The 26,212-nt window shown below is 68.7% G+C and carries 24 protein-coding genes; 18 read left to right on the top strand and 6 right to left on the bottom strand.

All coding sequences use genetic code 11. The annotated features are described in order from the left end of the window. Nucleotides 1-36 precede the first annotated feature (36 nt). The 5 genes from ASG37_RS13965 to ASG37_RS13985 all read left to right on the top strand — a co-directional run bounded on the left by ASG37_RS13965 (nucleotide 37) and on the right by ASG37_RS13985 (nucleotide 4,907). Entirely contained in the window at nucleotides 37-729 is a 693-nt protein-coding gene (locus tag ASG37_RS13965) for a cytochrome b/b6 domain-containing protein (protein ID WP_055761426.1), read from the top strand. Then, entirely contained in the window at nucleotides 726-1,478 is a 753-nt protein-coding gene (locus tag ASG37_RS13970; RefSeq protein WP_055761428.1) for a molybdopterin-dependent oxidoreductase, read from the top strand. Before ASG37_RS13965 ends, ASG37_RS13970 begins: the two co-directional genes overlap by 4 nt. A 98-nt stretch (nucleotides 1,479-1,576) precedes the next feature. After that, nucleotides 1,577-2,794, top strand: coding sequence for an argininosuccinate synthase (locus tag ASG37_RS13975; protein WP_055761431.1), 1,218 nt, complete (start codon nucleotides 1,577-1,579; stop codon nucleotides 2,792-2,794). A gap of 122 nt (nucleotides 2,795-2,916) precedes the next feature. Next, on the top strand, nucleotides 2,917-4,554 hold the full coding sequence (locus ASG37_RS13980) for a hypothetical protein (RefSeq protein WP_414886727.1): 1,638 nt from the start codon (nucleotides 2,917-2,919) through the stop codon (nucleotides 4,552-4,554). A 26-nt stretch (nucleotides 4,555-4,580) separates the two neighbouring features. Next, on the top strand, nucleotides 4,581-4,907 hold the full coding sequence (locus tag ASG37_RS13985; protein WP_055761435.1) for a hypothetical protein: 327 nt from the start codon (nucleotides 4,581-4,583) through the stop codon (nucleotides 4,905-4,907). 64 nt (nucleotides 4,908-4,971) lie between these two features. Here the strand turns inward: ASG37_RS13985 and ASG37_RS13990 are convergent, their stop codons facing one another. The 5 genes from ASG37_RS13990 to ASG37_RS14010 are packed head-to-tail and all read right to left on the bottom strand — an operon-like array spanning nucleotide 4,972 to nucleotide 10,088. Further along, nucleotides 4,972-6,102 carry a GNAT family N-acetyltransferase gene (locus tag ASG37_RS13990; RefSeq protein WP_055761438.1) on the bottom strand — a complete coding sequence of 377 codons (1,131 nt, stop codon included), beginning with the start codon at nucleotides 6,100-6,102 and terminating at the stop codon, nucleotides 4,972-4,974. 41 nt (nucleotides 6,103-6,143) lie between these two features. Further along, nucleotides 6,144-7,424, bottom strand: coding sequence for a mechanosensitive ion channel family protein (locus ASG37_RS13995; RefSeq protein ID WP_055761441.1), 1,281 nt, complete (start codon nucleotides 7,422-7,424; stop codon nucleotides 6,144-6,146). Then, nucleotides 7,421-8,614: a cystathionine beta-lyase gene (gene metC / locus ASG37_RS14000; RefSeq protein ID WP_055761443.1), complete on the bottom strand. Its 1,194-nt coding sequence runs from the start codon at nucleotides 8,612-8,614 to the stop codon at nucleotides 7,421-7,423. The genes ASG37_RS13995 and metC overlap by 4 nt, the downstream gene beginning before the upstream one ends. Then, nucleotides 8,611-9,441, bottom strand: a complete 831-nt coding sequence (locus tag ASG37_RS14005) for a sulfurtransferase (RefSeq protein WP_055761446.1) — start codon at nucleotides 9,439-9,441, stop codon at nucleotides 8,611-8,613. The genes metC and ASG37_RS14005 overlap by 4 nt, the downstream gene beginning before the upstream one ends. 41 nt (nucleotides 9,442-9,482) lie before the next feature. Further along, entirely contained in the window at nucleotides 9,483-10,088 is a 606-nt protein-coding gene (locus ASG37_RS14010; RefSeq protein ID WP_200909820.1) for a TetR/AcrR family transcriptional regulator, read from the bottom strand. A 166-nt stretch (nucleotides 10,089-10,254) separates the two neighbouring features. Between ASG37_RS14010 and ASG37_RS14015 the strand changes: the two genes are divergently transcribed. The 10 genes from ASG37_RS14015 (at nucleotide 10,255) to ASG37_RS17430 (ending at nucleotide 18,929) form a co-directional block, all read left to right on the top strand. Further along, nucleotides 10,255-11,421 (top strand): isovaleryl-CoA dehydrogenase, encoded by a 1,167-nt coding sequence (locus ASG37_RS14015; RefSeq protein ID WP_055761449.1) that lies wholly within the window; start codon nucleotides 10,255-10,257, stop codon nucleotides 11,419-11,421. Then, entirely contained in the window at nucleotides 11,418-13,013 is a 1,596-nt protein-coding gene (locus ASG37_RS14020; RefSeq protein WP_055761452.1) for a carboxyl transferase domain-containing protein, read from the top strand. The genes ASG37_RS14015 and ASG37_RS14020 overlap by 4 nt, the downstream gene beginning before the upstream one ends. A gap of 20 nt (nucleotides 13,014-13,033) precedes the next feature. Then, a complete protein-coding gene (locus tag ASG37_RS14025; protein WP_055761455.1) occupies nucleotides 13,034-14,875 on the top strand; it encodes an acetyl/propionyl/methylcrotonyl-CoA carboxylase subunit alpha in 1,842 nt (613 codons plus the stop codon). Then, nucleotides 14,875-15,327 carry a MaoC family dehydratase gene (locus tag ASG37_RS14030; RefSeq protein ID WP_055761457.1) on the top strand — a complete coding sequence of 151 codons (453 nt, stop codon included), beginning with the start codon at nucleotides 14,875-14,877 and terminating at the stop codon, nucleotides 15,325-15,327. Before ASG37_RS14025 ends, ASG37_RS14030 begins: the two co-directional genes overlap by 1 nt. Further along, entirely contained in the window at nucleotides 15,324-16,160 is an 837-nt protein-coding gene (locus tag ASG37_RS14035) for an HpcH/HpaI aldolase/citrate lyase family protein (protein WP_055761460.1), read from the top strand. The genes ASG37_RS14030 and ASG37_RS14035 overlap by 4 nt, the downstream gene beginning before the upstream one ends. Before the next feature lie 64 nt (nucleotides 16,161-16,224). Further along, a complete protein-coding gene (locus ASG37_RS17845; protein WP_055761465.1) occupies nucleotides 16,225-16,440 on the top strand; it encodes a hypothetical protein in 216 nt (71 codons plus the stop codon). 171 nt (nucleotides 16,441-16,611) lie between these two features. Further along, nucleotides 16,612-16,977, top strand: a complete 366-nt coding sequence (locus tag ASG37_RS14045; RefSeq protein WP_055761469.1) for a CsbD family protein — start codon at nucleotides 16,612-16,614, stop codon at nucleotides 16,975-16,977. Nucleotides 16,978-16,985: 8 nt separating this feature from the next. Further along, nucleotides 16,986-18,506, top strand: coding sequence for a PAS domain S-box protein (locus tag ASG37_RS14050; RefSeq protein WP_055761615.1), 1,521 nt, complete (start codon nucleotides 16,986-16,988; stop codon nucleotides 18,504-18,506). Next, nucleotides 18,503-18,658, top strand: a complete 156-nt coding sequence (locus ASG37_RS17930) for a hypothetical protein (RefSeq protein ID WP_164490752.1) — start codon at nucleotides 18,503-18,505, stop codon at nucleotides 18,656-18,658. The genes ASG37_RS14050 and ASG37_RS17930 overlap by 4 nt, the downstream gene beginning before the upstream one ends. Nucleotides 18,659-18,788: 130 nt before the next feature. Beyond that, nucleotides 18,789-18,929 (top strand): entericidin A/B family lipoprotein, encoded by a 141-nt coding sequence (locus tag ASG37_RS17430; protein ID WP_082448487.1) that lies wholly within the window; start codon nucleotides 18,789-18,791, stop codon nucleotides 18,927-18,929. Between the two features lie 154 nt (nucleotides 18,930-19,083). Here the strand turns inward: ASG37_RS17430 and ASG37_RS14055 are convergent, their stop codons facing one another. Further along, complete coding sequence (locus ASG37_RS14055) at nucleotides 19,084-22,116, bottom strand: diguanylate cyclase (protein ID WP_055761472.1); 3,033 nt, start codon at nucleotides 22,114-22,116, stop codon at nucleotides 19,084-19,086. A gap of 141 nt (nucleotides 22,117-22,257) precedes the next feature. Here ASG37_RS14055 and ASG37_RS14060 point away from each other — a divergent pair, with 141 nt between their 5' ends. From ASG37_RS14060 to ASG37_RS14070, 3 genes are read left to right on the top strand one after another with little or no spacing between them, the layout of a single operon-like run. Further along, on the top strand, nucleotides 22,258-22,761 hold the full coding sequence (locus ASG37_RS14060; RefSeq protein ID WP_055761475.1) for a 2Fe-2S iron-sulfur cluster-binding protein: 504 nt from the start codon (nucleotides 22,258-22,260) through the stop codon (nucleotides 22,759-22,761). After that, the gene (locus ASG37_RS14065; RefSeq protein ID WP_055761480.1) at nucleotides 22,758-23,741 is read left to right on the top strand and encodes an FAD binding domain-containing protein; all 984 of its coding nucleotides are present in this window, start codon (nucleotides 22,758-22,760) and stop codon (nucleotides 23,739-23,741) included. Before ASG37_RS14060 ends, ASG37_RS14065 begins: the two co-directional genes overlap by 4 nt. Continuing rightward, nucleotides 23,738-26,068 (top strand): xanthine dehydrogenase family protein molybdopterin-binding subunit, encoded by a 2,331-nt coding sequence (locus tag ASG37_RS14070; protein ID WP_055761483.1) that lies wholly within the window; start codon nucleotides 23,738-23,740, stop codon nucleotides 26,066-26,068. Before ASG37_RS14065 ends, ASG37_RS14070 begins: the two co-directional genes overlap by 4 nt. Nucleotides 26,069-26,212 lie beyond the last annotated feature (144 nt).

The following is a 26,212-nucleotide window of genomic DNA, read 5'->3' on the forward strand; positions in this document are numbered from 1 at the left end:
CTTCGCAGCGCGTGGCAGGGCGGATAGGGTGCGGCGATGAACGCACGCACCGTCTATCGCCACCGGCTGGCCACCCGGTTGTGGCACTGGGTCAATGCGGTGGCGATCGTCATCCTGATCGGCAGCGGGCTGATGATCCTCAACGCCCATCCCCGGCTCTACTGGGGGCGTTATGGCGCGAACTTCGACACGGCGTGGCTGACGTTCGATCGCTTTCCCGGCTGGGTGACGATCCCGCAGACCTATAATCTGGCACTGGCGCGCAACTGGCACCTGAGCTTCGCGCTGGTGCTGGGGTTCGGCTTGCTGGCCTATATGATCGTCAGCCTCGTCAACCGCCATTTCCAGCGCGACCTGACGATCCGGGCACGCGAACTGTCGCGCACCCACCTGATGGCCGACGTGAAGGCGCATCTGGCGTTCCGCTTCCACAATCCCGAACGGCCGGGCGACTATAACGTGTTGCAGAAACTGAGTTATGCGCTGGTGCTCTTCGGGCTGCTGCCACTGGTGATCGCGACCGGCATCGCCATGTCGCCGGGGCTGAACGCGGCGTTCCCGTGGCTGCTCGACATTCTCGGCGGGCGGCAGTCGGCGCGGTCGATCCATTTCCTCGCGGCCAGCGGCATCACGCTGTTCGTCATCGTCCATCTGGTGCTAGTGATCCTCGCGGGCGCGGTGAACGAGGTGCGATCGATGCTGACCGGCTGGTGGCGGGTGCCACGATGAGCCGGCTGGTCTCGCGCCGTTCGGCGCTGGTCGTCGGGGCCGGCGGCCTTGTCGCTGCGTGTGACAGGGTGGCGCAACTTCCCGCAGCGCAGACCCTGCTCGGCGGGGCGGAGGACGTGCATCGCGGCCTCCAGCGCTCGATCACCGCGCGCGATGCGCTGGCGGTCGAATATTCGGCCGACCAGCGCTCGCCGGTCTTTCGCGCGAACGGCACCAACAACCCGAACACGCCCGATTACAACGCCCATGCCGCCAACCGCTTCGCCGACTGGAGGGTGGTCGTCGACGGGCTCGTCGCCCGGCCGCTGTCGCTCCGGCTCGATCAGGTCCGGCAGATGCCGTCGCGCCAGCAGATCACGCGGCACGATTGCGTCGAGGGGTGGAGCGCGATCGGCAAATGGACCGGGCCGCGGCTGTCGCGCCTCCTCGATCTCGCCGGGCTGCGGCCACAGGCGCGCTATCTGGTGTTCCACTGTGCCGATGCGATTGGCGGGCGGCGATATTATGAATCGATCGACCTGATCGACGCTTTCCACCCGCAGACGATCCTCGCTTGGGCGCTCAACGACCGGTTGCTCGGCATCCCCAACGGCGCGCCGCTGCGGCTGCGGGTCGAACGGCAACTGGGCTACAAACACGCCAAATATGTCGAGCGGATCGAGGCGGTGGCATCGCTCGGCCCCATCGCCGGGGGCAAGGGCGGCTTCTGGGAGGATGTCGCCGGCTACGACTGGTACGCCGGTATCTGACGCTGCCGACGGCCTCAAGGCTACACGCATTTCTTGCGCCCGCTGCGCGGCTCGCCTAGGCGCGCGGCAAACGTCCCCTTTGCACAAGGAGCCTTCGCATGGCCGACCCCATCAATCGCGTCGTGCTCGCCTATTCGGGCGGGCTCGACACCAGCGTCATCCTCAAATGGCTTCAGCAGAACTATAATTGCGAAGTCGTGACCTTCACCGCCGATCTGGGCCAGGGCGAGGAGCTAGAGCCGGCGCGCAAGAAGGCCGAGCTGATGGGCGTGAAGCCCGAGCATATCTTCATCGACGATCTGCGCGAGGAATTCGTCGGCGACTTCGTGTTCCCGATGATGCGCGCCAATGCGCTGTACGAAGGGCTGTACCTGCTCGGCACCTCGATCGCGCGGCCGCTGATCGCCAAGCGCCAGATCGAAATCGCGCGTCAGGTGAACGCCGACGCCGTCAGCCACGGCGCGACCGGCAAGGGCAACGATCAGGTCCGCTTCGAACTGGGCTATTACGCGCTCCAGCCCGACATCAAGGTGATCGCGCCGTGGCGCGAATGGGACCTGACCAGCCGCACCGCCCTGATCGCGTTTGCCGAGGCGCACCAGATCCCGGTGCCCAAGGACAAGCGCGGCGAATCGCCGTTCTCGACCGACGCGAACCTCCTGCACACCTCGTCGGAGGGCAAGGTTCTCGAGGACCCGTGGGAAGAAGTGCCCGAGTACGTCTTCTCGCGCACCGTCAGCCCCGAGGACGCGCCCGATCGCCCACAGATCGTCACCATCGCGTTCGAGCGCGGCGATGCGGTCGCGGTCGATGGCGAAGGCATGTCGCCCGCGACGCTGCTCGCCAAGCTGAACGACCTTGGCCGGGCGCATGGCATCGGCCGGCTCGACCTCGTCGAGAACCGCTTCGTCGGCATGAAGTCGCGCGGCATGTACGAAACGCCGGGCGGCACGATCCTCCACGCCGCGCACCGCGCGATCGAACAGATCACGCTCGACCGTGGTGCCGCGCATCTGAAGGACGAACTGGCGCCGCGCTATGCCGAGCTGCTCTACAACGGCTTCTGGTTCTCGCCGGAGCGCGAGATGTTGCAGGCGGCGATCGATCACAGCCAGCTCAAGGTATCGGGCGAAGTCCGGCTGAAGCTGTACAAGGGCGGGTGCCACATCATCGGCCGCCGCTCGCCCAATTCGCTCTACAGCGAAAAAGTCGTGACGTTCGAGGACGATCAGGGCGCGTACGACCAGCGCGACGCTGCCGGCTTCATCAAGCTGAACGCGCTGCGCCTGCGCCTGCTCGGCCGCCGCGACCGCTGATCCCGGATGGATTTGCGCCGTGTTAGACGGCATGGCGCAAATCCATCCCCCTCCCTTGCTAAACCGCCCCGTCCCGCCGTATCGCGGTGGACGGGATGGGACGGCAACCGGGGGATAGTTTGTTGGAGTCAGGCACCGATCGCCGCTTGTGGTGGCAGACGCGGTGGTTCGTGGCGGCGATGGCGTTCCTTGCCATGGTGCCGCTGCTGTGGCCCGACGTGCCGCCGATGGTCGACCTTCCCGGCCATATGGGCCGGTATCGCGTCCAGCAATTGTGGGACACCGGACAGGCCCCGTGGTTCCACCAATGGTACAACTTCGACTGGAGCCTGATCGGCAATCTGGGCGTCGACCTGCTGGTGTGGCTGCTCGAACCGCTGATCGGCCTCGAACCCGCGGTCAAGCTCATCATCCTGACGATCCCGCCGCTGACCGCGATCGGGCTGCTCTGGATCGCGCGCGAGGTGCATGGCCGCATCCCGCCGACCGCGCTGTTCGCGCTGCCGATCGTCTACAGCTTTCCGTTTCATTTCGGTTTCGCTAATTTCGCGCTGTCGATGGCGCTGGCGCTCAACGCCTTCGCGCTGTGGCTGCGTCTGGGGCGGCAGGGGCGGCTGGTGCTGCGCGGCGTCGTGTTCGTACCCGTAGCCGGGCTGATCTGGCTGACGCATACCTTCGGCTGGGGCACGCTGGGGGTGCTTGCCGCCTCGGCCGAGCTGATCCGCGAGCATGACAAGCGGCGCAACTGGTTTGCCGCCGCCTTTTACGCCGGGCTTCACTGTCTGGTGCTCGCTCCCCCTGCGCTGCTGATGCTGTTGTGGCGATCGGGTGGCCATGTCGGCGGGCAGACCGCCGACTGGTTCAACTGGCGCGCCAAGATGCAGTGGATGACGATGAGCCTGCGCGATCGCTGGCGGCTCTATGATCTGGCGTCGGTCGCGGTCTTCTATCTGGTGCTGTTCAAGGGCGTGCGCGACCCAAACATCGGCTATTCGCGCCACCTTGGCCTGTCCGCGCTGTTCCTGATCGCGGTCTATGCGCTGCTGCCGCGCATCGTGTTCGGATCGGCCTATGCCGATATGCGCCTCGTCCCTTATCTCTTCGGCATCTGCCTGATCGCGCTGCGTCCCAAACCCGGCGTGTCGATCCGCAACGCGGCGACGCTGGCGGCGATCGGGCTCGCCCTGTTCGTCGGTCGGATCGGGGCGACCACCGTCAGCTTCTGGCTCTACGACCGGGATTACGACCGAGAACTGGCGGCGCTCGATCATCTGCCGGTGGGTGCCCGGCTCGTCACCTTCGTCGGCGAGACGTGCTACAACGAATGGAAGATGACCCGGCTGCAACATCTGCCCGGCATGGCGCTGACCCGGCGGCTGGCCTATGCCAACGACCAGTGGTCGATGGCCGGCGGGCAGTTGCTGACGGTGCGCTATCGTATTGCGAAGGGCTTCGCCCACGACCCGTCCGAGCTTGTCACCGACGTGCAGTGCCCGCGCCAGTTCTGGCGGCCGGTGGCGGCGGCGCTGTACAAATTCCCGCGCGATGCGTTCGATTATGTGTGGATGATCCGCCCGCCCCGCTACGACCGGCGGCTGGAACAGGGGCTGATCCCGGTATGGCGCAGTGGCCGCAGCGCGCTGTTCCGCATCGATCACAGCGTTCCCCCGCCCGAATTGACGTGGAGCGATCTGGGCAATCGTCCGTTTGCCCGGCCCCGCCGCCGCGCGCCGCGCCAGATGGCGGCGAGCGGAAACTGACCGGCCCGATTTTACAGGAGTATATCATGGACCTGCTGAACAACGCCCTGAACTTCGCCGGGCGGTTCGACCTGCCCGCCATCGCCGAAAAGGCCGGCCTCTCGCCCGAACAGGTGCAGACGGTGATGGGCCTGCTCGCGCGCTTCGCCGACCATGCCGATCCGGCACAGGAAGCCGCCGACCACAGCGGCGTGTCGCGCCACCAGATCGAAGCGATCCTGTCGGAGATCGGCGGCGCGGACGCGCTCGGCCAACTGGCGCAACTGTTCGGCTTCGATACGGGCACGGGCACCGGCACCGGAGGTCTGGGCGACGTGCTCGGCAATCTGGGTGGCATGTTCGGGCGGAAGTAGGCGCCGGGACGCTGATCCAGCACTGCTGGATCAGCGCGGGACCGACCAGCTCCACCGAATACCCCTATCCGCGCCGGAACGGGGCCAGTTCGCCGAGATATTCCTGCTCCTGCGCGACCGCCGCACGCTCGCGCGTCAGGAAATCGGCGACGGCGGCGCGAAATCCGGGGTCGGGCAGAAAATGCGCCGACCATGTCGTGACCGGGGTATAGCCGCGCGCCAGCTTGTGCTCGCCCTGTGCCCCCGCCTCGACCCGGGCCAGACCGCGCGCGATCGCAGCGTCGATCGCCTGATAATAGCATAGCTCGAAATGGAGGAACGGCACCTCCTCCACCGCGCCCCAGTAGCGGCCGTAGAGCGCATCGTCGCCGATCAGGTTGAGCGCCCCGGCGATCGGCACCCCGTCGCGTTCCGCAAGGATCAGCAGCACCCTGTCGCCCATCGCCTGCGACAGCAGCGGAAAGAAGCTGCGGGTGAGGTAGGGCTGGCCCCATTTGCGGCTACCGGTGTCCTGATAGAAGCGCCAGAAGGCGTCCCAATGGTCGGGGCGGATGTCGGCCCCGCTCAGATGACGGATCGTCAGCCCCGCGACGGCGGCGGCGCGTTCCTTGCGGATCGCCTTGCGCTTGCGGCTGGCGAGGTCGCCGAGGAAATCGTCGAAGCCGGCATAGCCGCGATTGGCCCAGTGGAACTGCGTGCCGGCGCGGGTCAGCCATCCCGCCGCCTCGAACAGCGGGAGTTGCTCGTCGGTCACGAACGTCGCGTGCGCCGACGACAGCCCGTTTTGCGTCACCACCGCCTCGAGTCCCGCGATCAGCGCGCTGGCCTGTGCTCCGTCGCGCAACAGCAGGCGGGGACCGGGAACGGGCGTGAAGGGCACCGCGATCTGAAGCTTGGGATAATAGTCGCCCCCTGCCCGGCCCCATGCGTCGGCCCAGCCATGGTCGAACACATATTCGCCCTGGCTGTGCGCCTTGGCATAGGCCGGGGCGATCGCGGCGGGAACGCCGCCGGCATCATCGACGATCACCGGCAGCGCCTGCCACCCCGATCGCCCACCGACGCTGCCCGATTCCTCCAGCGCGGCGAGGAAGGCATGGGACAGGAACGGATTGCCGGGGCCGGCGCAGGCGTCCCACTGGTCGGCGGGAACGGCGCGGACGCCCTGGGCGATGCGGGCAGTGATGGTCGTCACAGGGTCCAAGATAAGCGCGCCGCTTCGCCCCGCAACGGTGCTCAGTCGCGCGTCATGCGGATTTCGTCACGGATCATCACCTCGCGCCGCGGCACGGGGATGGTGATGCCATTCTCCTTGAACAGATCCCACAGCCGGTTGAGCACGTCGGAGCGGACATTGCCGACACCCTGTTCGGGATCGCTGATCCACGCGAGGATTTCGTGCTCGACGGCATATTCGCCGTAGGAGATCAGCCAGACATTGGGCTTGGGACTGCGCAGCACGCGCGGGCTTTGCTGCGCCGCCTGCAACATCAGCTTCTGCGCGAGGCGCAGATCGGTTTCGTAGCCGACGCCGACGGGGATGCGCACGCGCACGTTGCGGTCGGAGAAGGACCAGTTCTCCACCTCCTGCGTCATCAGATTCTCGTTGGGGATCAGATGCTCCTTGCCGTCGCGGGTGATGACCGAGACGGCGCGCACGCCGATCTTGTTGACCCAGCCGAAGCTGTCGCCGACGACGATGACGTCGCCCGGCTTGATCGATCGGTCCATCAACAGGATGATCCCGGCGATCAGGTTGCCGATCGTTTTCTGCAGGCCAAAGCCGACCGCGAGGCCGAGCCCGCCCGAAAAGATCGCGAAGGTCGTCAGGTCGATGCCGAGCAGGTCGACGCCGAAGAAGAACGCGACGATGACGATCGCGATCGACGCCAGCTTCTGCGCCAGCAGCTTCTGCGCCGGATCGAGGCTGCCCGCCTGCGCGACGCCGTGGGCGACGATACGGTTGGTCAGGCGGACGACGGCATAGAGCACGACCACGGTCAGCAGCGTGCTGACCACCGCCAGCAGCGACAGGCGGCGTCGCCCGACCGAGAAGCCGATCGCGTCGAGCGTGTTCGTAATCGGTCCCAGCCCGCCGATCGCGCCCGACAATGCCGAGACGAACAGGATCGCCGCCACCGTCCACGCGATCCAGCGGGCAAGGCCGACGCCGCGCAGCAACTGCACCGCCAGCCGCGCGACCGCCGCGCCCAGCGCCAGCCCGATGACGATGTCGGCCAGCGCCCCCCAGTCGCGGACCTGCGCCACCACCGCCAGCACCAGCACCGCGACCAGATGGCGCAGGATGTCGCAGATGCGCGGGGCGATGCCGACGACATGGTCGCCGACCCGCTTCGCCCAGGCTTGCGACAGCGCCGGCCCCCACCGCCGCCCGGCGAACCAGCCGAGCGCGAGCGACAACAGGACGCAGCCGAGCGCCACGCCCGCCTCGACCAGTTGCGGCGGGTCCGGCAACGGCACCCCGCGCGCCGCCAGCCATGCCGCCGCCGGGTTCATCGCGCCGCGCGGAACCGGGCGAGGCCGGCGTCGAGGTCGGCGATCAGGTCGGCCGGATCCTCCAGCCCGATCTGGAGCCGGACCATCGGCCCCTGCGCCTGCCAGCGGGTGGCGGTGCGGTGGCGCTGCGGATCGATCGGCAGCGCGAGGCTTTCGAAGCCACCCCAGCTATAACCGATGCCGAACAGCGCGAGGCCGTCGATCAGTGCGGCGCGGGCGACATCGCTCCCACCGTCGAGCACGAAGGCGAACAACCCGGCGCTGCCCCGGAAATCGCGCACGAACAGGTCATGCCCCGGACAGCCGGGCAATGCCGGGTGCAGCACCCGCGCGACGCCGTCCTGCCTAGCCAGCCAGCGGGCGATGGCTAGCGAACTTTCGCCATGCTGTTTCAGCCGCACCGCCATGGTGCGCAGCCCCCGCGCGCCGAGCGCGGCATCGTCGGGGCCGACATGCTGGCCGAGCTGATAGGTCGCGTGGCGCAACCGCTCCCAGTGCGATTCGACCACCGTCGCCGATCCCAGCATCGCATCCGAATGGCCGACGACATATTTGGTGCAGGCCATGATCGTCACGTCGACGCCGTGGGCGATCGCCGGGAACAGCAGCGGCGTGGCCCAGGTATTGTCGAGGATCGTCGTTATCCCCCGCGCCCGCGCGACCGCCGCCATCGCCGGCACGTCCTGCACCTCGAAGGTCAGGCTGCCGGGGCTTTCGAGGAACAGTACGCGCGTCGCATCGGTCATCAGTCCGGCGATGCCCGCCCCGATCATCGGATCGTAGAAGGTGGTCGCCACCCCCATCGCCGCCAGCATGCCGTTCGCGAAGGCGCGGGTCGGGTCATAGGCGCTGTCGGGCAGCAGCAGGTGATCGCCGGGCTTGAGAAACGCGAGCAGCGCGGTGGTGATCGCCGCGACGCCCGACGGATACAGCAACGTGCCGTGCGCGCCGGGTTCGAGGTCGGTCAGCGCCTCGGCCAGCGACCATTGCGTCGGCGTGCCGCGCCGGCCGTAGAACAGCCGGTGGTGGGTATCGCTCCCCGCCGCCGCGCGCAGGTCGGCGACGCTGTCATACAGGATCGTCGAGGCGCGCCACACCGGCACGTTGACCACGCCGGTGGTCCATTCGGGGCGACGCCCGCCGGTGACGGCGCGGGTGGCGGGGGATACGGACAAGTCGGTCGGCTTCATGGCGTCACTTTCGGGGTGGCGGGGTCGGCGGCCCATTCGGTCCAGCTTCCGTCGTAGAGCGCGGCATCGCGGCCGAGCAGGTGGAGCGCGAAGGCGGGTACGGCGGCGGTGATCCCCGATCCGCAGGTCGCGGTGACTGGCCGGTCGAGATCGATCCCGGCATCGGCGAACAGCGCGGAGAGGGCCTCGGGCGACTGCCATGTCCCGTCGGTCTTAAAGAAGCGCGCGTAGTGCAGGTTGCGGCTGCCCGGGATATGGCCGGAGGGCAGCCCCCGCGGATCGGCCTCGCTCCCGTCAAAGCGCGCGGGCGAGCGCGCGTCGACCAGTTGCTCGCTTCTCCTGTCGAGCGCGGCCAGCACCATCGCCTTGGTCCGCACCGCCGCCAGATCGGGATCGGCGACGAAGCGCGTCGCATGTACCAGTGTCGTACCGGCTTCGACCGGACGCCCCTCGGCGCGCCACTTCGCCAGCCCGCCGTCGAGCAACGCGACCGGCAACGACGGCGCGAAGCGGCGCAGCAGCCACCACGCCCGCGCGCTCGTGCGGTGCGGCGAGTCGTCGTAGAGGACGATCCGGTCTTCGGGTCCGATACCGATCGCGCCCAGCCGCTCGGCGATCTTGTCTGCGGCGGGCAGCGAGGTCACCTGCCCCGACGACAGGCCACGCAGGTCGAGGAAGTGCGCGCCGGGGATATGGCCGGTGGCGAACTCGGCGGCCTCGTCGCGCGGCGGATCGGTCTGCACCGCGACATAGGTGGCGTCGAGGACGACGAGGCCCAGATCGTCCAGACGATCGGCGAGCCATGCGGTGGAGACGAGCGGTTGCATGACCGCCGGCTTAGGCGGCACCCCGCCAAACGGCAACGGCTTCAGGTGACGCTGCGCACCGCCAGATCGACATGCAGCGCGACCACCTCGGCGCTGTCCAGCCGACCGCCCGGCCGGAACCACGTGCAGACCCCGGTGAGCAGCCCAAGCAGCGCATAGGCGGTGACGCGCACGTCGCCGATACGCAAGCTGCCGTCGCCCGCCCCTTGCGCCAATATGTCGATCAGCCGCGCTTCGTACTCGCCGCGCAGGCCGGCGACGATCGCGTGGTTTGCCGGCGTCAGCGCGCGCAGTTCGGAATTGCCGACGAACACCGCCTGCTGCCGGGTGATGTGATGCTCGACATGGAAGGCGGCGAACCGCTCCAGCCGCGCCCTTGCCCCCGTCACCCCGTCGAGCGCGGCATCGCAGGCGGCGATCAGGTCGCGCAGATGCCCCTCGACCACATCGAACAACAGCCCCTGTTTGGTGTCGATATGGTTGTAGAGCGATCCGGGCTGAATGCCGACCGCCTGCGCCAGCATGCGCAGGCTCATCGCCTCATAGCCATGACGCGCCAGCAGTTCGAGCCCCTTGGCCCGGATCGCCGCCAGCGTCTGGGGACCGTTCGATCCGATCGTGCGCATCTGGCCGCGTTCCTTCCCCATGGCTGCGGGAACAAGCGGGTTGCTCCCTGCGTAAACGAACGTATGATCGTTTCTATAACTGTCGGGCAAGGGCGAATCGTCCCTGGACCCGTACGAACGATGGAGAGATGCCTTGGCCCCTTGCCGCCCCGCGCCCGCCCCTCGTCCGTCGACGAAGGGTTGAGCGATGCAGGACTTTGATTTCGCGCTGGGCGAAACCGCCGACATGATCCGCGAGACGGTACGCCGCTTCGCCGCCGATCGCATCGCGCCGCTGGCGGCGCGGATCGATGCCGAGGACTGGTTCCCGCGCGACGAACTGTGGACTGCGATGGGCGAACTGGGCCTGCACGGCATCACCGTCGAGGAGCAATGGGGCGGCCTTGGCCTCGGCTATCTCGAACATGTCATCGCGTGCGAGGAGGTCAGCCGCGCCAGCGCGTCGGTGGGGTTGAGCTACGGCGCGCATTCCAACCTGTGCATCAACCAAATCCGTCGCTGGGGCAGCGACGCGCAGCGCGAGAAGTATCTGCCCAGACTCATCAGCGGCGAGCATGTCGGCGCGCTGGCGATGTCGGAAGTGAGTGCGGGCAGCGACGTCGTGTCGATGAAGCTGCGCGCTGCCAAAGCCGATGGCGGCTATGTGCTGAACGGCACCAAATTCTGGATCACCAATGCGGCGTACGCCGACACGCTGGTCGTCTATGCCAAGACCGGCGAGGGATCGCGCGGGATCACCGCCTTCCTGATCGAGCGCGGCATGGCCGGTTTTTCGATCGGGCAGAAGATCGACAAGATGGGCATGCGCGGATCGCCGACCGCCGAACTGGTGTTCGACGATTGTTTCGTGTCGGACGATCAGGTGGTGGGACCGCTCAACGGCGGTGTCGGCGTGTTGATGAGCGGGCTGGATTACGAACGCGCGGTGCTGGCCGGCATCCAGCTCGGCATCATGCAGGCGTGTCTCGACGTGGTCATCCCCTATGTCCGCGAACGCCGCCAGTTCGGCACGCCGATCGGCAGTTTCCAGCTCATCCAGGCCAAGATCGCCGACATGTATGTCGCGCTCAATTCGGCGCGGGCCTATGTCTATGCCGTCGCGCGGTCGTGCGATGCCGGGCGGACCACCCGCTTCGATGCGGCGGGCGCGATCCTGCTGGCGAGCGAGAACGCCTTCCGCGTTGCGGGCGAGGCGGTGCAGGCGCTGGGCGGGGCGGGCTATACCAAGGACTGGCCGGTCGAACGCTTCCTGCGCGATGCCAAGCTGCTCGACATCGGGGCGGGCACCAACGAGGTCCGGCGGATGCTGATCGGGCGCGAACTGATCGGCCATGACGCGCCGAGGGCGCAATGACCCGGCTGACCAGCGCGATCGATCCCGCCGACGCGACGTTCAAGGCGAACGATGCGCATAACCGCGCGCTCGCAGCCGAACTGCGCGACCGGGTGGCGCGGACCGCGCTGGGCGGCGCGGAGAAGCACCGCGCGCGCCATGTCGCGCGCGGCAAGCTGCTGCCACGCGACCGGCTGGAGCGGTTGCTCGACGCCGGATCGCCGCTGCTCGAAATCGGGCAACTGGCGGCGAACGGCATGTACGATGGCGAGGCACCGGGCGCGGGCGTGCTGGCCGGGATCGGCCGGGTGTCGGGGCGTGACTGCATGATCGTCGTCAACGATCCGACGGTGAAGGGCGGCGCGTATTTCCCGATGACGGTGAAGAAGCATCTGCGCGCGCAGGAGATCGCGCAGGAAAACCGGCTGCCCTGTATCTATCTGGTCGATTCGGGCGGCGGTAACCTGCCGCATCAGGCCGAATTCTTTCCCGATCGCGATCATTTTGGCCGCATCTTTTTCAACCAGGCGCAGATGAGCGCGGCGGGTATCCCGCAGATCGCGTGCGTGATGGGAAGCTGCACCGCCGGCGGAGCCTATATCCCGGCCATGTCGGACGAAACGGTGATCGTGCGCGGACAGGGCACGATCTTCCTCGCCGGCCCGCCGCTGGTGCAGGCCGCGACCGGCGAGGTCATCAGCGCCGAGGATCTGGGCGGTGGCGACCTGCACGCGCGCACGTCGGGCGTGGTCGACCATCTGGCGGTGAACGACGATCATGCGCTCACCATCGTGCGCGACATCGTCGCGACGCTAAACGATGCACCGGTCAGCGACATCACCCGCCGCGAGCCGCACGCGCCGCTGTACGACGCGGAGGAGCTGTACGGCATCCTCCCCACCGACGTGCGCGCGCCGTACGACGTGCGCGAGGTGATCGCGCGGATCGTCGACGGGTCCGAGCTGCACGAATTCAAGCCGCTGTTCGGCACCACCCTCGTCTGCGGCTTCGCGCATATCCACGGGATACCGGTCGGCATCATCGCCAACAACGGCGTGCTGTTTTCGGAAAGCGCGCAGAAGGGCGCGCATTTCATCGAACTCGCCTGCCAGCGGCGTATCCCCCTGTTGTTCCTCCAGAACATCTCGGGCTTCATGGTCGGCGGCAAATACGAGGCGGAAGGGATCGCCAAGCACGGCGCCAAGCTGGTGACGGCGGTGGCGACCGCCAGCGTGCCCAAGATCACGCTGCTGATCGGCGGCAGCTTCGGTGCTGGCAATTACGGCATGTGCGGGCGCGCCTATTCGCCACGCTTCCTGTTCACCTGGCCCAATAGCCGGATCGGCGTGATGGGCGGCGAGCAGGCGGCATCGGTGCTGGCGACCGTCCACCGCGACGCGGCCGGCTGGTCGGCGGAGGAGGCTGAGGCGTTCAAGGCCCCGATCCGCGCGAAATACGAAGCAGAGGGCAATCCCTATTACGCGACCGCGCGGATGTGGGACGACGGGATCATCGATCCGGCGCAGACCCGCGACGTGCTGGGCCTCGCGCTCGCCACCACGCTGAACGCGCCGGTGCCGCAGCATCCGCGCTTCGGCCTGTTCCGCATGTGATCGGACGAAGGACCCTGACCATGATCGATTCCGTCCTGATCGCCAATCGCGGCGAAATCGCCTGCCGCATCATCCGCACCGCGCGCGCGATGGGCGTGCGGACGATCGCGGTCCATTCCGACGCGGACGCCGGCGCGCGGCACGTCGCGATGGCCGATGCAGCGATCGCCATCGGCCCGGCGGCGGCGCGTGATTCCTACCTGAACACCGACCGGATATTGGCGGCGGCGCGTGCGAGCGGCGCGGCGGCGATCCATCCCGGCTATGGCTTCCTGTCGGAGAACGCCGATTTCGCGCAGGCGGTGATCGATGCCGGCCTCGTCTGGATCGGCCCCCGGCCCGACAGCATCCGCGCGATGGGGTTGAAGGACGCCGCCAAGGCGCGGATGATCGCCGCAGGGGTGCCGGTGACGCCGGGCTATCAGGGTGCGGACCAGTCGCCCGAACGGCTTGAGGCCGAAGCAGCGACGACCGGCTATCCGATACTCATCAAGGCGGTGGCGGGCGGCGGCGGCAAGGGCATGCGCCGCGTCGACGACCCCACCGATTTCCTCGGCGCGCTGGAGAGTTGCCGGCGCGAGGCGGCGGCGAGTTTCGGCGACGACCGGGTACTGATCGAGAAATACATCCTGTCGCCCCGCCATATCGAGGTGCAGGTGTTCGGCGACACCCACGGCAAGATCGTCCACCTGTTCGAGCGCGACTGCTCGCTCCAGCGTCGCCACCAGAAGGTGATCGAGGAAGCCCCCGCTCCCGGCATGGACGACGCGACCCGCGCCAGCGTGTGCGCAGCGGCGGTACAGGCGGCGCGCGCGGTCGACTATGTCGGCGCGGGCACGATCGAATTCATCGCCGATGCGTCGCACGGCCTGCGCGCCGATCGCATCTGGTTCATGGAAATGAACACCCGGTTGCAGGTCGAGCATCCGGTGACGGAAGCGATCACCGGCGTCGATCTGGTCGAGTGGCAGTTGCGCGTCGCCTCGGGCGAGCCGCTGCCGCTGGCGCAGGACGAATTGTCGATCAACGGCTGGGCGATGGAGGCGCGGCTCTATGCCGAAAATCCCGCGACCGGCTTCCTGCCGTCAACCGGCCGGCTCGACCGGCTGGCGCTGCCCGATACGATCCGCGTCGACACCGGGGTGCGCGAAGGCGATGTGGTGACGCCGCACTACGACCCGATGATCGCCAAGCTGATCGTCCACGCGCCCGACCGGCATGATGCCGCCGCGCGGCTGGCGCAGGCAGCGGGATCGGTGCGGGTGTGGCCGGTGCGGACCAATGCCGGCTTCCTCGCGCGGGCGGCGGCGCATCCCGACTTCGTCGCCGGCCATGTCGATACCGGCTTCATCGAACGGCATCTGGCGACGCTGGTGCCGGGCGACACGCCGCCGCTGGTGGTGCAACAGGCAGCGGCGGCGGCGCTGCTACCACCAGCAAACGCCCCGCTCGCCGGGTTCCGACTGAACGCGCCGGTGCAGTGCGACGTGTCGGTCGAGATCGGCGGGGCGATCGTCCGCGTCACGCCGCAGCCGGCGGATGCGGTCGTGATCGATAGCGGCATCGCCTATCATGGCGGCGAGGGCTGGTCGTTCGGTCACCCACGCAGCGACCGGTTCGTCGGCGGGGCCGGCACCGCCAGCGGCACGATCGTCGCACCGATGCCGGGACGGATCGTCGCCGTGCTGGTCGCGGAAGGCGAGGTCGTGACCAGGGGCACGCGCCTCATCGTGCTGGAGGCGATGAAGATGGAACAGGCGCTGACCGCGCCGTTCGACGGCATCGTCGCCGAAGTGAAGGTGGAAGCCGGACAACAGGTGCGCGAGGGGCTGACGCTCGCGCGGATCGAGGAACAGGACTGATGGCGGGACGCTATTTCGAGGACTGGGCGATCGGCGACCGGATCGACCATGACATCCGCCGCACCGTGACCGAGACCGACAATCTGCTGTTCTCGTGCATGACCCACAACCCCCAGCCGCTGCACCTCGACGCCGAAGCGGCGAAGGCGAGCGAGTTCGGGCGGATCCTCGTCAACGGCACCTTCACCTTCGCGTTGCTGGTCGGCCTGTCGGTCGGCGACACCACGCTCGGCACGCTGGTCGCGAACCTCGGCTACAACGACGTGGTGATGCCGCATCCGGTGTTCATCGGCGACACGCTGCGCGCGTCGACCGAGGTCAGCGCGCTGAAGGACAGCCGGTCACGGCCGACCGCCGGCATCGTCACCTTCGCCCACACCCTGACCAACCAGCGGGACGAGGCGGTGTGTCGCTGTCTGCGCACCGCGCTGATCCAGCGGCGGCCGGCATGAGGCTGCGCTCGCTGCTGTTCGTGCCGGGCGACCGGGGCGACCGGATGGAAAAGGCGCTGGCGAGCGGCGCCGATGCGCTGATCCTCGATCTGGAGGATGCGGTCCTGCCCGCCGCCAAGGCGGCAGCGCGCGACACGACCGCGGCGTTCTTGCGCCTGTCCGACCGGCCGATTCCGTTCTACGTCCGGGTCAATCCACTCGGCAGCGGCATGACAGCGGACGATGTCGCGGCGGTACTCGACGCGCGGCCCGACGCGCTGGTGCTGCCCAAGGCCGAGGGGGCAATGAGCGTCGCGGCGCTGTCCGCGCTGGCCCCCGGCGTACCAATCCTGCCGATCGCCACCGAAACCCCGGCGGCGATCTTCGCGCTGGGCAGCTATGCGCAGGTCGCGGGCAGCCTCGCCGGACTGACATGGGGGGCGGAGGACCTGCCCGCCGCGATCGGCGCGACCAGCGCCCGCGAGGCCGACGGGCGCTACACCCCGCCCTATGAACTGGCCCGGTCGCTGACGCTGTTCGCCGCGCATGCCGCGCAGGTCCCGGCGATCGAGACGGTCTATCCGGCGTTTCGCGACCTGGAGGGGCTGGCGCACTATGTCGCCCGCGCCGCGTGCGACGGCTTCACCGCGATGCTGGCGATCCATCCGGCGCAGGTGCCGGTCATCAACGCCGGGATGACGCCCGATGCGGCGACGGTCGCCCATGCGCAGGCGGTGATCGCCGCCTTTGCCGCCGCCCCCGGCGCGGGGGCGGTACAGATCGACGGACGGATGCTCGATGCACCGCATCTGGCGCTCGCCCGGACCGTTCTGACGCGGGCGGGCAGGGATTAAAATACCAGTAAACTGGTATTTATAGCGCATAGCCCCGTGGCGAACGGCTGGTAGCATCGTTCTTATGAATGATCCGCGCGAACCCACCGCCATCTTCCGTTCGGGGCCGGATGAATGTGCCTATTTGCGGCGCCGTGCCGCCGATCACCGCCAACTCGCTGAAAAGAGCGGGGAAGCGCATGCCCGGTCGATCCACCTGCGACTGGTGCAGCTTTATGGGGACCGGGTACGGCTGCTGGATCTGGTGCTTCCCGACCAGCATACGGCGCAAAGATACTAGGAACGCGACACCCTGCAATCGGTTGATACGTCGGACCGGCGCACCCCCAGCACCGGCGGCGGGATGTCGTTCCTGCGGACTCCACGGCACAGGGCGCGTCCCCCGCGTCCGCCGCGCCGGGGAGGCCGACGGACCGGCTCCCGCTCCTTCTTCCCGGACAGGATCGAGGCGATGAACAAGGACGAATTTCACGGCGGCGTACGCTATGCCACCGGCAAGGTCGAGCAGGCGATCGGCGACACGGTCGACAGCCGCGAATGGCAGGTCGACGGGATCGTCGATCAGGTCGCGGGTGGCGCCCGCCACCTTTATGGCCGGGCGCGTTCGGTACTGCACGACGCGATCGACGGCGCACCCGAACTGGTCGACGACGCGCGCGACCGGTTGCGCAGCGTGTCGGCGCGGGCGGGTGATCGGGCGCGCAAGGGCGGCCGGGTCGCGAGCGACACCGTGCGCGATACGCCGCTGCTGTGGGTCGTGGCCGCAGCGCTCGGAGGCTATGCGCTGGCATGGGCCTTCCACGGGCGTCGCGCCTGATTCCGACGATGACCGCGCCGTCGTTCAAATCGCTTCGCGAGACCGCCGATCTGCGCCATTTGCGCCAGATCGTCGTCGGTCTGGACGAAGGGGTGATCCTGATCGATCCCGATCAGAGCCTGTTATGGGCCAACCAGGCGGCGCTGACGATGCACGGCGTGTCCGACATCGCCGAACTGGGGGCGACGGTCGACGAATATCGCGACCGGTTTCGCCTGCGCTATCGCAACAATCACCGGCTGGAGGCCGACGACTATCCGATCGACCGGGTGGTCGCGGGCGACCGTTTCTCCGAAGTGGTGGTCGAGGTGACGGTGGCGGGCGAGGAAAGCCCACGCTTCGTGCATCAGGTGCGCAGCCTCGTCCTGAACGACAGCGACGACGGCGAACCGGCCTGTCTCGTCCTCATCCTCCAGGACGTGTCGGCACGGTACGAGGCCGAGGACCGGTTCGAGCAGTCGTTCAATGCCAACCCCGCACCCGCCGTCATCTGCCGGTTGAGCGACCTGCGGTATGTGAAGGTCAATCAGGGCTTTCTGGATATGACCGGCCTGTCGCGCGATCAGGTGCTGTGCAAGACGGTGTACGACATCGACGTGCTGCGGCTGGCCGACCGGCGCGATCTGGCCAAGGAGCGGTTGAGCGAAGGGCGCACCATCCCGCAGATGGAGGCCGAGCTGGAACTGGCCGACGGCGCCACGCGGCTGGTGATCGTCGCCGGGCAACCGATCGACATGACCGGGCAGCCGTGCATGTTGTTCACCTTCGCCGACCTCGAACCCCGGCGGAAAGCCGAAGGGGCGCTGCGCCATAGCGAGGAACGCTTTACCCGCACCTTCCAGATGGCACCGGTGCCGATGGCGATCGGCGCGCGCGACGGGCATCTGCTGTGCGAAGTGAACGCCAGTTTCACCCAGATGACCGGCTATGGCGCGACCGAGATCATCGGCCGGCCGCTGGGCGAGGTCGAGCTGTGGGACAGCGGTGCCGTGCGCGAGACGATCGAGGCGGCGATCGCGGAAGGGCGCGACCTGCGCGGCCACGAGGCACGTATCCATGCCAAGGACGGCGCGACGATCGATTGCCTGATCTCGACCGAGGCGATCCGGCTGGGCGACGACGCCTGCGTCCTGTGGGCGTTTCAGGACATCACCCAGCGCAAGGCGACCGAACTCGAACTGGTCGAGGCGATCGAATCGGTGATGAAGGACACGAGCTGGTTCAGCCGATCGATCATGGACAAGCTGGCCCGCCTGCGCGCACCGCAGGAGGCGGCCGACGGACCCGGACTGGACGATCTGACGACGCGCGAGCGCGAGGTGCTGGCGCTGATCTGTCGCGGCTATGACGACAAGCGGATCGCGCGGACGCTGGATGTCGCGGGCAATACCGTGCGCAACCATGTCGCGCGGATCTACGCCAAGATCGGCGTCAACCGCCGGATCGCGGCGGTCGCCTGGGCACGGGCACGCGGGTTCGATGGCGAGGGCGTGCGGATCAAACGGGATCAGCGGGAGACGGCGGCATGAGCGCCAGCAGCGATAGCAACGGCACCCGGCGCACCAAGGCGTCGGTACAGGACGCGATCGGCAAGCTGATCGGCGACGATGCGGCGTGCGAACGGGCGCGCCGCGATGCCGACGAACCGGCCCCGGCCGAGAAACCGCCGGCCAAGGATTAGCGAGATTGCCGCAGCGCATGCGGCACAGCGTTCCGGCACGATGGCACTGCCCGCCGTCGTGCCGGGTGTACCGCGACGGGCCGGCGTATCGGGTCCGTCGCACCCCCGGATTCAAACGAGGAGAAGCATCATGAAGACCAAGATCGGGCTCGGCGTCGCATTGGGTGCCATGGTCCTGCTGTCGGCGTGCAACACCGTGAACGGCGCGGGCAAGGACCTGCGTTCGGCCGGTTCGGCGGTGTCGGGCGCATCGGGACAGACGAAGAAGTGACGCATCGGGTTCGGCCTGGCCCGGTAACGCCTTAAGGACCGATCGACATTCATCCGCGCGCCGTCACCCCGGACCTGTTCCGGGGTGACGAAAGGGGCGGCTGTTTCGGCCGGAAACGACGAAGGTTGACCGGAAATGCCAAATGTCGATTGGCCTAGGCGACGATCGACAGCGATGCGGGTGCCGCCTCGATCCGGTCGCGGCCGTCACGCTTGGCACGATAAAGTGCCTGATCGGCGCGGTGGAGCAATATGCCGATCGTCTCGGTGCCGTCGCTGGCCGCCACGCCGCCGCTGATCGTGATCGGGATGGCGATGCCATCGATCTCGACCGGCACGGTGCCGATCGACCGGCGGATGCGATCGGTCAGGACGCCCGCCTCGCCGAGCGTCGTCGCCGGCAGCAGGATCGCGATCTCCTCGCCGCCATAGCGCGCGACGCAATCGACGGTGCGCACCGCCTGCCCGATCCGTTCGGCGATCGCGCGGATCACGCGGTCGCCGGTCTGATGGCCATGGGTATCGTTGACCCGCTTGAAATGATCGATGTCGATCATCGCCAGCGCGAAGCCGTGCCCGGTGCGCGCGGCACGTTCGCGCTCCTCCTCCAGCCGCGCCATCAACGTGCGTCGGTTGGCGAGGCCAGTCAGCGGGTCGGTGGCGGCGAGGTGGGCGAGCGAGACGTTGGCAGCGCGCAGTTCCTGCGTCCGCTGGTCGATCAACGCTTCGAGCGTGCGGGTCCGCCGGCGCAGCACCAGCGTGCGCGTCTGCACCACGCCGAGGATCGCCAGCACCACCACCATCAGTCCGATCAGGCGGACCCACCAATGTTCGTACCACGACGGCGCGACGCTCAGGTCGACCGAGGTGGTGACGAAGCGCGGATCGACGCCGGGGATATAGGCCGACAGGTGCAGCACGTAATTGCCGCCGGGCAGGTTGGTATAGGTGGCGCTGGCGGGCGTTCCCTCCGGCACCGCCACCCATGCGTCGTCGAACCCCTCCAGCCGGTAGCGGTAGCGGACCTCCTGCGGCGCGGCATAATCGGTCAGCGCGAAGGCGATCCGTACGCTGTGCCGCCCGCCGGCGATGCGGATCGGATGGCGGCCGGGAAAGGGATCGACCGGCAGCGCGCGTCCGTCCTGCTCGACCTCGGTCGTCACCAGCGATGGCGGCGCGGTGCGACGCGCGCCGAGCATCGCGTCGGGCCGGACGACCAGCAACCCGCCGGTGCCGCCGAACAGCAGGTCGCCGCCCTGCGTCACCGCCGCTGCCCGTTGGTTGAACGAATCGGGGGTCAGCCCGTCGCGGCGGCTGACGATGCGGACCCCGGTGCCACCGGGCGGCACGACCGAGATGCCGGTGGCGCTCGCCGCCCAGATGCGGCCCCGGCGATCGGCGAGCAGCGAGGCGACATTGTCGTTCGCCAGCCCGTCGCCCTCGGTGATCGCCCGAAAGCGCCAGTCGCCGCCGTGACGGGTACCACGCGCCACCCCGCCATAGGTGCCGACCCACAGCACCGGACCGGCCGCGACGATCGATCCGGTATAGTTTTGCGGCAGGCTGGCCGGATCGTCGCTGCGGTTGCGATAGGTGGTGAAGCGCCCGGTCGCGGGATCGTACCGGCTGACGCCGGCCGGCGTCGCGATCCATGCGCCGCCGTCGCCGGCGGCGACGATGTTGATGACCTCGTTGTTCGCGAGGCTGGTGTCATCGCCGTCGACATGCCGATAGCGACGGACCGCATTGGTGGCCATGTTCCAGTCGAACAGCCCCTTGTAGGTGCCGATCAGCAGCCGATCGCCCATGCGCGCCAGCGAGATGACCGGCAGGTTGCCGAGGTCGGGCACCGCCAGCGGCCGTTCGCGAAGCGTCCGGGGATCGATCGCCACCACGCCGCGCCCCCCTGCGAGGATCCCGCCGTCGGCGGCCTCGGCGAACGCCTTGATGTCCTGCCCGGCATGGCCGCCCGACAGTTTCAGGTGGCGGATCGCGCCACCCGCCCGGTCAATCCGGTCGATCAGGCCGTTGCTCATCCCCACCCAGATGCGGTCGGCGCGATCGACCATCACTCCGCGGACGTTGGTGTCGGCCAGCGACTGCGCGGGATCGGGCATGGCGTTGGTGAGCGAGAGGATCGCATCGCGCGCGGGATCGGTCTGCGACACGCCGACGTCGGTCGCGGCCCACAGCCGCCCGGTGCGATCGAGCGTCACGGCGCGCACGGTATCGCCGCCAAGCGAGGCGGCATCGGCGGGAATGTTGCGCAGCGCGCGCACGGCATAGCCGCGATCGGGATCGATCCGCAGCACGCCCATGCCATCGGTGCCGACCCACATCGCGCCATCGGGACCCGGGGCGAACGAACGGATGGTGCGATGGCCGATCAGCGCCGACGAACCGGCGAGCGCCGGCGGACGGACGAAGCGGCCATCGGCCTGCCGGACGACGATGCCGTGCGATCCCGTGCCGATCCACAGCCGTCCGCGCGTGTCGCGCGCGATCGCCCAGACATCGCCGATGTCGGGAAGGGCGAGCGGGACGAAGCGGTCGCTGCCGGGCCGGCGGACGAACAGCCCCTTGTCCGCCCCCGCCATGATCGTACCGTCGGCGTCGCGGTGGACGGCGAACGCGCCACCCGCCAGATCGCGCGCCGCCGGCCCCGCCCCCAGCAGCGGCACCACGCGGTCGCTGCGCGCATCGTAGCGGAACACGCCGTGATCGGAAGCGATCAGCGCCCCGCCCTGCCCGTCGGGGGTGAAGGCGAGGATTCGCGCGCCGATCCGCGTGCCTTCGGCGCCGCGCAGCCGGACGAAGCCGCCAGCGACGGGATCGAACCGCACGATCCCGCCGACATTGGTGCCGACCAGCATGCTGCCATGCGCCAGCGGCAGGAGCGCGCGGATGTAATTGTCGGGCAAGCTGGTCGCATCGCCCGACCGCTGGCGAAAGGTGCGGATACGCTGGCCGTCATAGCGCGCGAGGCCGCCGCGCGTGCCGATCCACATCAATCCTTCGCTGCTCTGGACGATCGCGGTGGCGGTGGCGTGCGGCAGCCCCCCCCCGCCGCCCAGCGTCGCGAAGCGTGGCGCGCGCCAGCGTGCCCAGTCGTCGATCGACGCCGCATTGCCGGCGAGCGCAGGCGCGATGCTCGCCACGATACAGATCATCCACGCAAATCGCCGCATTCCCGCCTCCACCCGCCGGGATAGCCGGCGGGCGTTGAAACAGGGTTAACCGGCGGTGGGAGACGAGCATTGCGGCAGGACCGCGCATTGCCGCGCCATGCCCTTTGCGATACGCCGGACGCCTCTTTGCAGGAGCGTGCCATGACCTTGTTCGTCAACGGATCGCCCGTCCCCCTACCCGACGATCCCCGCGTCTCGCTGCTCGATCTGCTGCGCGACCGGCTTGACCTGTCCGGCACCAAGAAGGGCTGCAACCAGGGTGCGTGCGGGGCATGTACCGTGCTGGTCGATGGTGAGCGCATCCTGTCGTGCCTCGCGCTGGCGGTGCAATATCAGGGCCGGTCGGTGACGACGGTCGAAGGGCTGACGGAGGGCGAGGCGCTCCATCCGCTCCAGGCCGCGTTCGTCGCGCACGATGCGTTCCAGTGCGGCTATTGCACGCCGGGGCAGATCTGCTCCGCGATCGGCATGGTCGCCGAGCTGCGGCGGGGCAGCCCGAGCAATGTCACCCAAAGCCTGACCGCTCCGGCTGGCCTGACCCGCGACGAACTGCGCGAACGGATGAGCGGCAATCTGTGCCGCTGCGGCGCGCACAACGGCATCGTCGATGCGATCCTCGACGTGTATGGCGAGGTGGCAGCGTGACCCCGTTCACCTATCGCCGCGCGGCGGGGCCTGCCGAGGCGCTGACGCTGGTCGACATGCCCGATGCGATGTTCCTTGGCGGGGGGACCAACCTCGTCGACCTGATGCGCGAGCGGATCGCGCGGCCCGCCACGCTGGTCGATGTGACCGCCCTGTCCTCGGCGATCGAGGAACGGGACGGCGCGCTGCGGATCGGCGCGGCGGCGAGCAACAGCAGCGTCGCCGAACACCGGATCGTGCGCGACCGCTATCCGCTGCTCGCCCGCGCGATATTGGCAGGGGCCAGCGCGCAGATCCGCAACATGGCGACGGTCGGCGGCAACCTACTGCAACGCACCCGCTGCACCTATTTCTACGATGTCGCGGGATCGCGCTGCAACAAGCGGGTGCCGGATAGCGGCTGCGACGCGGTGGACGGGTTCAACCGCATCCATGCGATCCTCGGCGCCTCGCCTGCCTGTATCGCGACGCATCCCTCCGACCTGTGCGTCGCGCTCGCCGCGCTGAATGCTGAGGTCGAGCTGGTATCGGCGCAGGGGGTCCGCACGCTGCCGCTGACCGATCTGCACCGCCTGCCCGGCGACCGGCCCGATCGCGACACCGTGATCGGGCCGGGCGAGCTGATAACCGCCGTCACCCTGCCCGCGCTGCCCGGCGCGATGCGATCGACCTATCGCAAGGTGCGCGACCGGGCGAGCTATGCCTTTGCGCTGGTATCGGTCGCGGCCGTGATCGAGGTACGCGACGGCACGGTCGCCGACGTGCGGCTGGCGCTGGGCGGCGTCGCGCACAAGCCGTGGCGGGCGCGGATCGCGGAAAACGCGCTCATCGGCGGCCCCGCGTCGGTCGCGGCATTCCGCGCGGCGGCGGAGGCCGAACTGGCGGCGGCGGTGCCGCTGTCCGGCAACGGCTTCAAGATCGAGTTGGCGGCACGGACGATCACGGCGGTACTCGCCGAACTGAGCGAGGGCGACGCATGAAGCGGCTGGAACGCGCCAAGCAGGCGGCGATGGGCAAGGCGATCGGCGCGCTGCAAAAGGCGGTGCAACTGGCCCCCGACCGCTGGATGCCGGGGGCAACGCCCGATCCGCTGATCCGCCGGCAACATGGCCATATCGGCCGCGCGGTGCCGCGCATCGACGGGCCGCTGAAGGTGCGTGGGGAGGCGCGGTTCGCCGCCGAATTTCCGCTGGAGGGGATGCTGTACGCCGCGCTGGCGTATAGCAGCATCGCGCGCGGGCGGATTGCGACGCTGGATACGGCAGAGGCCGAGGCGGCACCGGGCGTGCGGCTGGTGATGACGCATCGCAACGCGCCGCGCATGGCGCCGATGCCGTTGTTCATGAGCAGCGAAAAGGCATGCGGCGGCAGCGACCTGCCGGTGATGCAGGACGATCGCATCCACTGGAACGGCGAGCCGGTCGCGCTGGTGCTGGCCGACAGCCAGGAGGCGGCCGACCATGCGGTGGGGCTGATCCGGGTGGCCTATGACGCGGCCCCCGCCGCCACCGGTTTCGCCGAGGCAATCGCCAAGGGCACCGAGCCAGCCCAGTTCATGGGCCAGCCGCTCGCCCAGTCGAACGGTGACGTAGCGGCGGCGCTGGCCAAGGCACCGTTCAGGGTCGACCGGCGCTACACGTCCCCACGCCACAACCATAATGCGATCGAACTGCACGCCGTCACCGCCGCATGGGACGGCGACGAGTTGCGCCTGCACGATGCGTCGCAGATGGTGGCGCATACCGCATGGTCGATGGCGAGGGTGTTCGGCATCGCCGAGCGCCAGGTCCATGTCACCTCGCCGTTCGTCGGCGGCGGGTTCGGCGGCAAGGGGCTGTGGCAGCATCAGGTGCTGGCCGCCGCCGCCGCGAAACTCAGCGGACGGCCGGTTCGGCTGATGCTGTCGCGCGAGGGGGTGTACCGCATCGTCGGCGGGCGCACGCTGACGCAGCAGCGCGTCGCGATCGGCGCGCAGGCCGATGGCCGTTTCGACGCGATCCTCCACACCGGCACCGTCGCGATGACGCCGCACAATGCGCTACCCGAACCGTTCGTACTGGCGACGCGCAGCGCCTATGCCGCGGGCGTAACGCAGCTTGGCGTCGACGTGGTGCGGCTCGATATGGTCGCCAACACCTTTATGCGCGCGCCGGGCGAAGCAGTGGGCAGCTTCGCGCTGGAGAGCGCGATCGACGAGCTGGCGGTCGAGCTGGGCATTGATCCGATCGAGCTCAGGCTGCGCAACGAGCCCGACAAGGACCCGACGAGCGGCGCGCCCTTTTCCTCACGCGAGATCGAGCGGGCGTATCGCGACGGGGCCGAGCAGTTCGGCTGGGACCAGCGAGGCGCGCCCGGCAGCCGCCGCGAGGGCGAATGGCGGATCGGGATGGGCTGCGCGACCGCGACCTATCCCTATTATCGGATGCCCGGTGGTGCGGCGCGGATCACGCTGACGGCCGGCGGCCATGCCACGGTCGAGATCGCGGCGCACGACATGGGCATGGGCACCGCGACCGTGCAGACGCAGGTCGCGGCCGATCGGCTGGGGCTGCCGATGGCGCAGGTGGCGTTCCGCTATGGCGACAACCGCCTGCCCGGCACCGTCATGGCCGGCGGGTCGCAGCAGACGGCGGCGATCGGCGCGTCGGTGATGGCGGCGCACCGCGAACTCGTGACCAAATTGCTCAAGCTGGCGGGGAATGATTCACCGCTCGCCGGGCTGGACGTCGACGCAGTCGTCTCGGTCGATGGCGGCCTTGCCAGCATCGCCGATCCGGGGCGGCACGAATCCTATGGCTCGATCCTCGGCCGGGCGCGGCGCAGCGAACTGGTGGTCGAGGCGACACCGCCGCTGCCGCTCGAATTCCTGCACTGGTCGATGCACTCGCACGGCGCGATGTTCTGCGAGGTGCGGGTGAGCGACGTGACCGGCGAGGTGCGGGTCGACCGGTTCCTCGGCTCGTTCGACTGCGGGCGCATCCTCAACCCGCTGACCGCCGCCAGCCAGTTTCGCGGCGGAATCATCATGGGGCTGGGCCTCGCGCTGATGGAGGAGACACAGTTCGACGAACGGAACGGCCGGATCATGAACCCCAGCCTCGCCGAATATCATGTGCCGGTGCATCTCGACGTGCCCGAGATCGACGTGATCTGGACCGACATTCCCGATCCGCACACGCCGATGGGCGCGCGCGGCGTGGGCGAGATAGGCATCACCGGGGTCGGCGCGGCGGTGGCGAATGCGGTCTACAACGCCACGGGCAAGCGGGTGCGCGACCTGCCGATCACGCTCGACAAGCTGTTGTAGGGGCGTCTGATCCGCTCACGCGGATGCGGCACCGGCCCGCTCCCCCACGGGTCCCAGCAAAGTAATACTTTGCTGGGCTACCTCCACCCGACCACCCATCAGGATACGCGAGTGGGTGATCGGGCGGCGAAGCAGGCCGGTGCG

The organism is Sphingomonas sp. Leaf407 (assembly GCF_001425385.1).
Lineage (GTDB): Bacteria > Pseudomonadota > Alphaproteobacteria > Sphingomonadales > Sphingomonadaceae > Sphingomonas.

Bases quoted from the DNA above. Each gene is read 5' to 3' on its own strand.
- ASG37_RS13965 (WP_055761426.1), top strand. From the start codon at position 37: ATGAACGCACGCACCGTCTATCGCCACCGGCTGGCCACCCGGTTGTGG.
- ASG37_RS13970 (WP_055761428.1), top strand. From the start codon at position 726: ATGAGCCGGCTGGTCTCGCGCCGTTCGGCGCTGGTCGTCGGGGCCGGC.
- ASG37_RS13975 (WP_055761431.1), top strand. From the start codon at position 1,577: ATGGCCGACCCCATCAATCGCGTCGTGCTCGCCTATTCGGGCGGGCTC.
- ASG37_RS13985 (WP_055761435.1), top strand. From the start codon at position 4,581: ATGGACCTGCTGAACAACGCCCTGAACTTCGCCGGGCGGTTCGACCTG.
- ASG37_RS13995 (WP_055761441.1), bottom strand. From the start codon at position 7,424: ATGAACCCGGCGGCGGCATGGCTGGCGGCGCGCGGGGTGCCGTTGCCG.
- metC (WP_055761443.1), bottom strand. From the start codon at position 8,614: ATGAAGCCGACCGACTTGTCCGTATCCCCCGCCACCCGCGCCGTCACC.
- ASG37_RS14005 (WP_055761446.1), bottom strand. From the start codon at position 9,441: ATGCAACCGCTCGTCTCCACCGCATGGCTCGCCGATCGTCTGGACGAT.
- ASG37_RS14010 (WP_200909820.1), bottom strand. From the start codon at position 10,088: ATGGGGAAGGAACGCGGCCAGATGCGCACGATCGGATCGAACGGTCCC.
- ASG37_RS14015 (WP_055761449.1), top strand. From the start codon at position 10,255: ATGCAGGACTTTGATTTCGCGCTGGGCGAAACCGCCGACATGATCCGC.
- ASG37_RS14020 (WP_055761452.1), top strand. From the start codon at position 11,418: ATGACCCGGCTGACCAGCGCGATCGATCCCGCCGACGCGACGTTCAAG.
- ASG37_RS14025 (WP_055761455.1), top strand. From the start codon at position 13,034: ATGATCGATTCCGTCCTGATCGCCAATCGCGGCGAAATCGCCTGCCGC.
- ASG37_RS14030 (WP_055761457.1), top strand. From the start codon at position 14,875: ATGGCGGGACGCTATTTCGAGGACTGGGCGATCGGCGACCGGATCGAC.
- ASG37_RS14035 (WP_055761460.1), top strand. From the start codon at position 15,324: ATGAGGCTGCGCTCGCTGCTGTTCGTGCCGGGCGACCGGGGCGACCGG.
- ASG37_RS17845 (WP_055761465.1), top strand. From the start codon at position 16,225: ATGAATGATCCGCGCGAACCCACCGCCATCTTCCGTTCGGGGCCGGAT.
- ASG37_RS14045 (WP_055761469.1), top strand. From the start codon at position 16,612: ATGAACAAGGACGAATTTCACGGCGGCGTACGCTATGCCACCGGCAAG.
- ASG37_RS14050 (WP_055761615.1), top strand. From the start codon at position 16,986: ATGACCGCGCCGTCGTTCAAATCGCTTCGCGAGACCGCCGATCTGCGC.
- ASG37_RS17930 (WP_164490752.1), top strand. From the start codon at position 18,503: ATGAGCGCCAGCAGCGATAGCAACGGCACCCGGCGCACCAAGGCGTCG.
- ASG37_RS17430 (WP_082448487.1), top strand. From the start codon at position 18,789: ATGAAGACCAAGATCGGGCTCGGCGTCGCATTGGGTGCCATGGTCCTG.
- ASG37_RS14055 (WP_055761472.1), bottom strand. From the start codon at position 22,116: ATGCGGCGATTTGCGTGGATGATCTGTATCGTGGCGAGCATCGCGCCT.
- ASG37_RS14060 (WP_055761475.1), top strand. From the start codon at position 22,258: ATGACCTTGTTCGTCAACGGATCGCCCGTCCCCCTACCCGACGATCCC.
- ASG37_RS14070 (WP_055761483.1), top strand. From the start codon at position 23,738: ATGAAGCGGCTGGAACGCGCCAAGCAGGCGGCGATGGGCAAGGCGATC.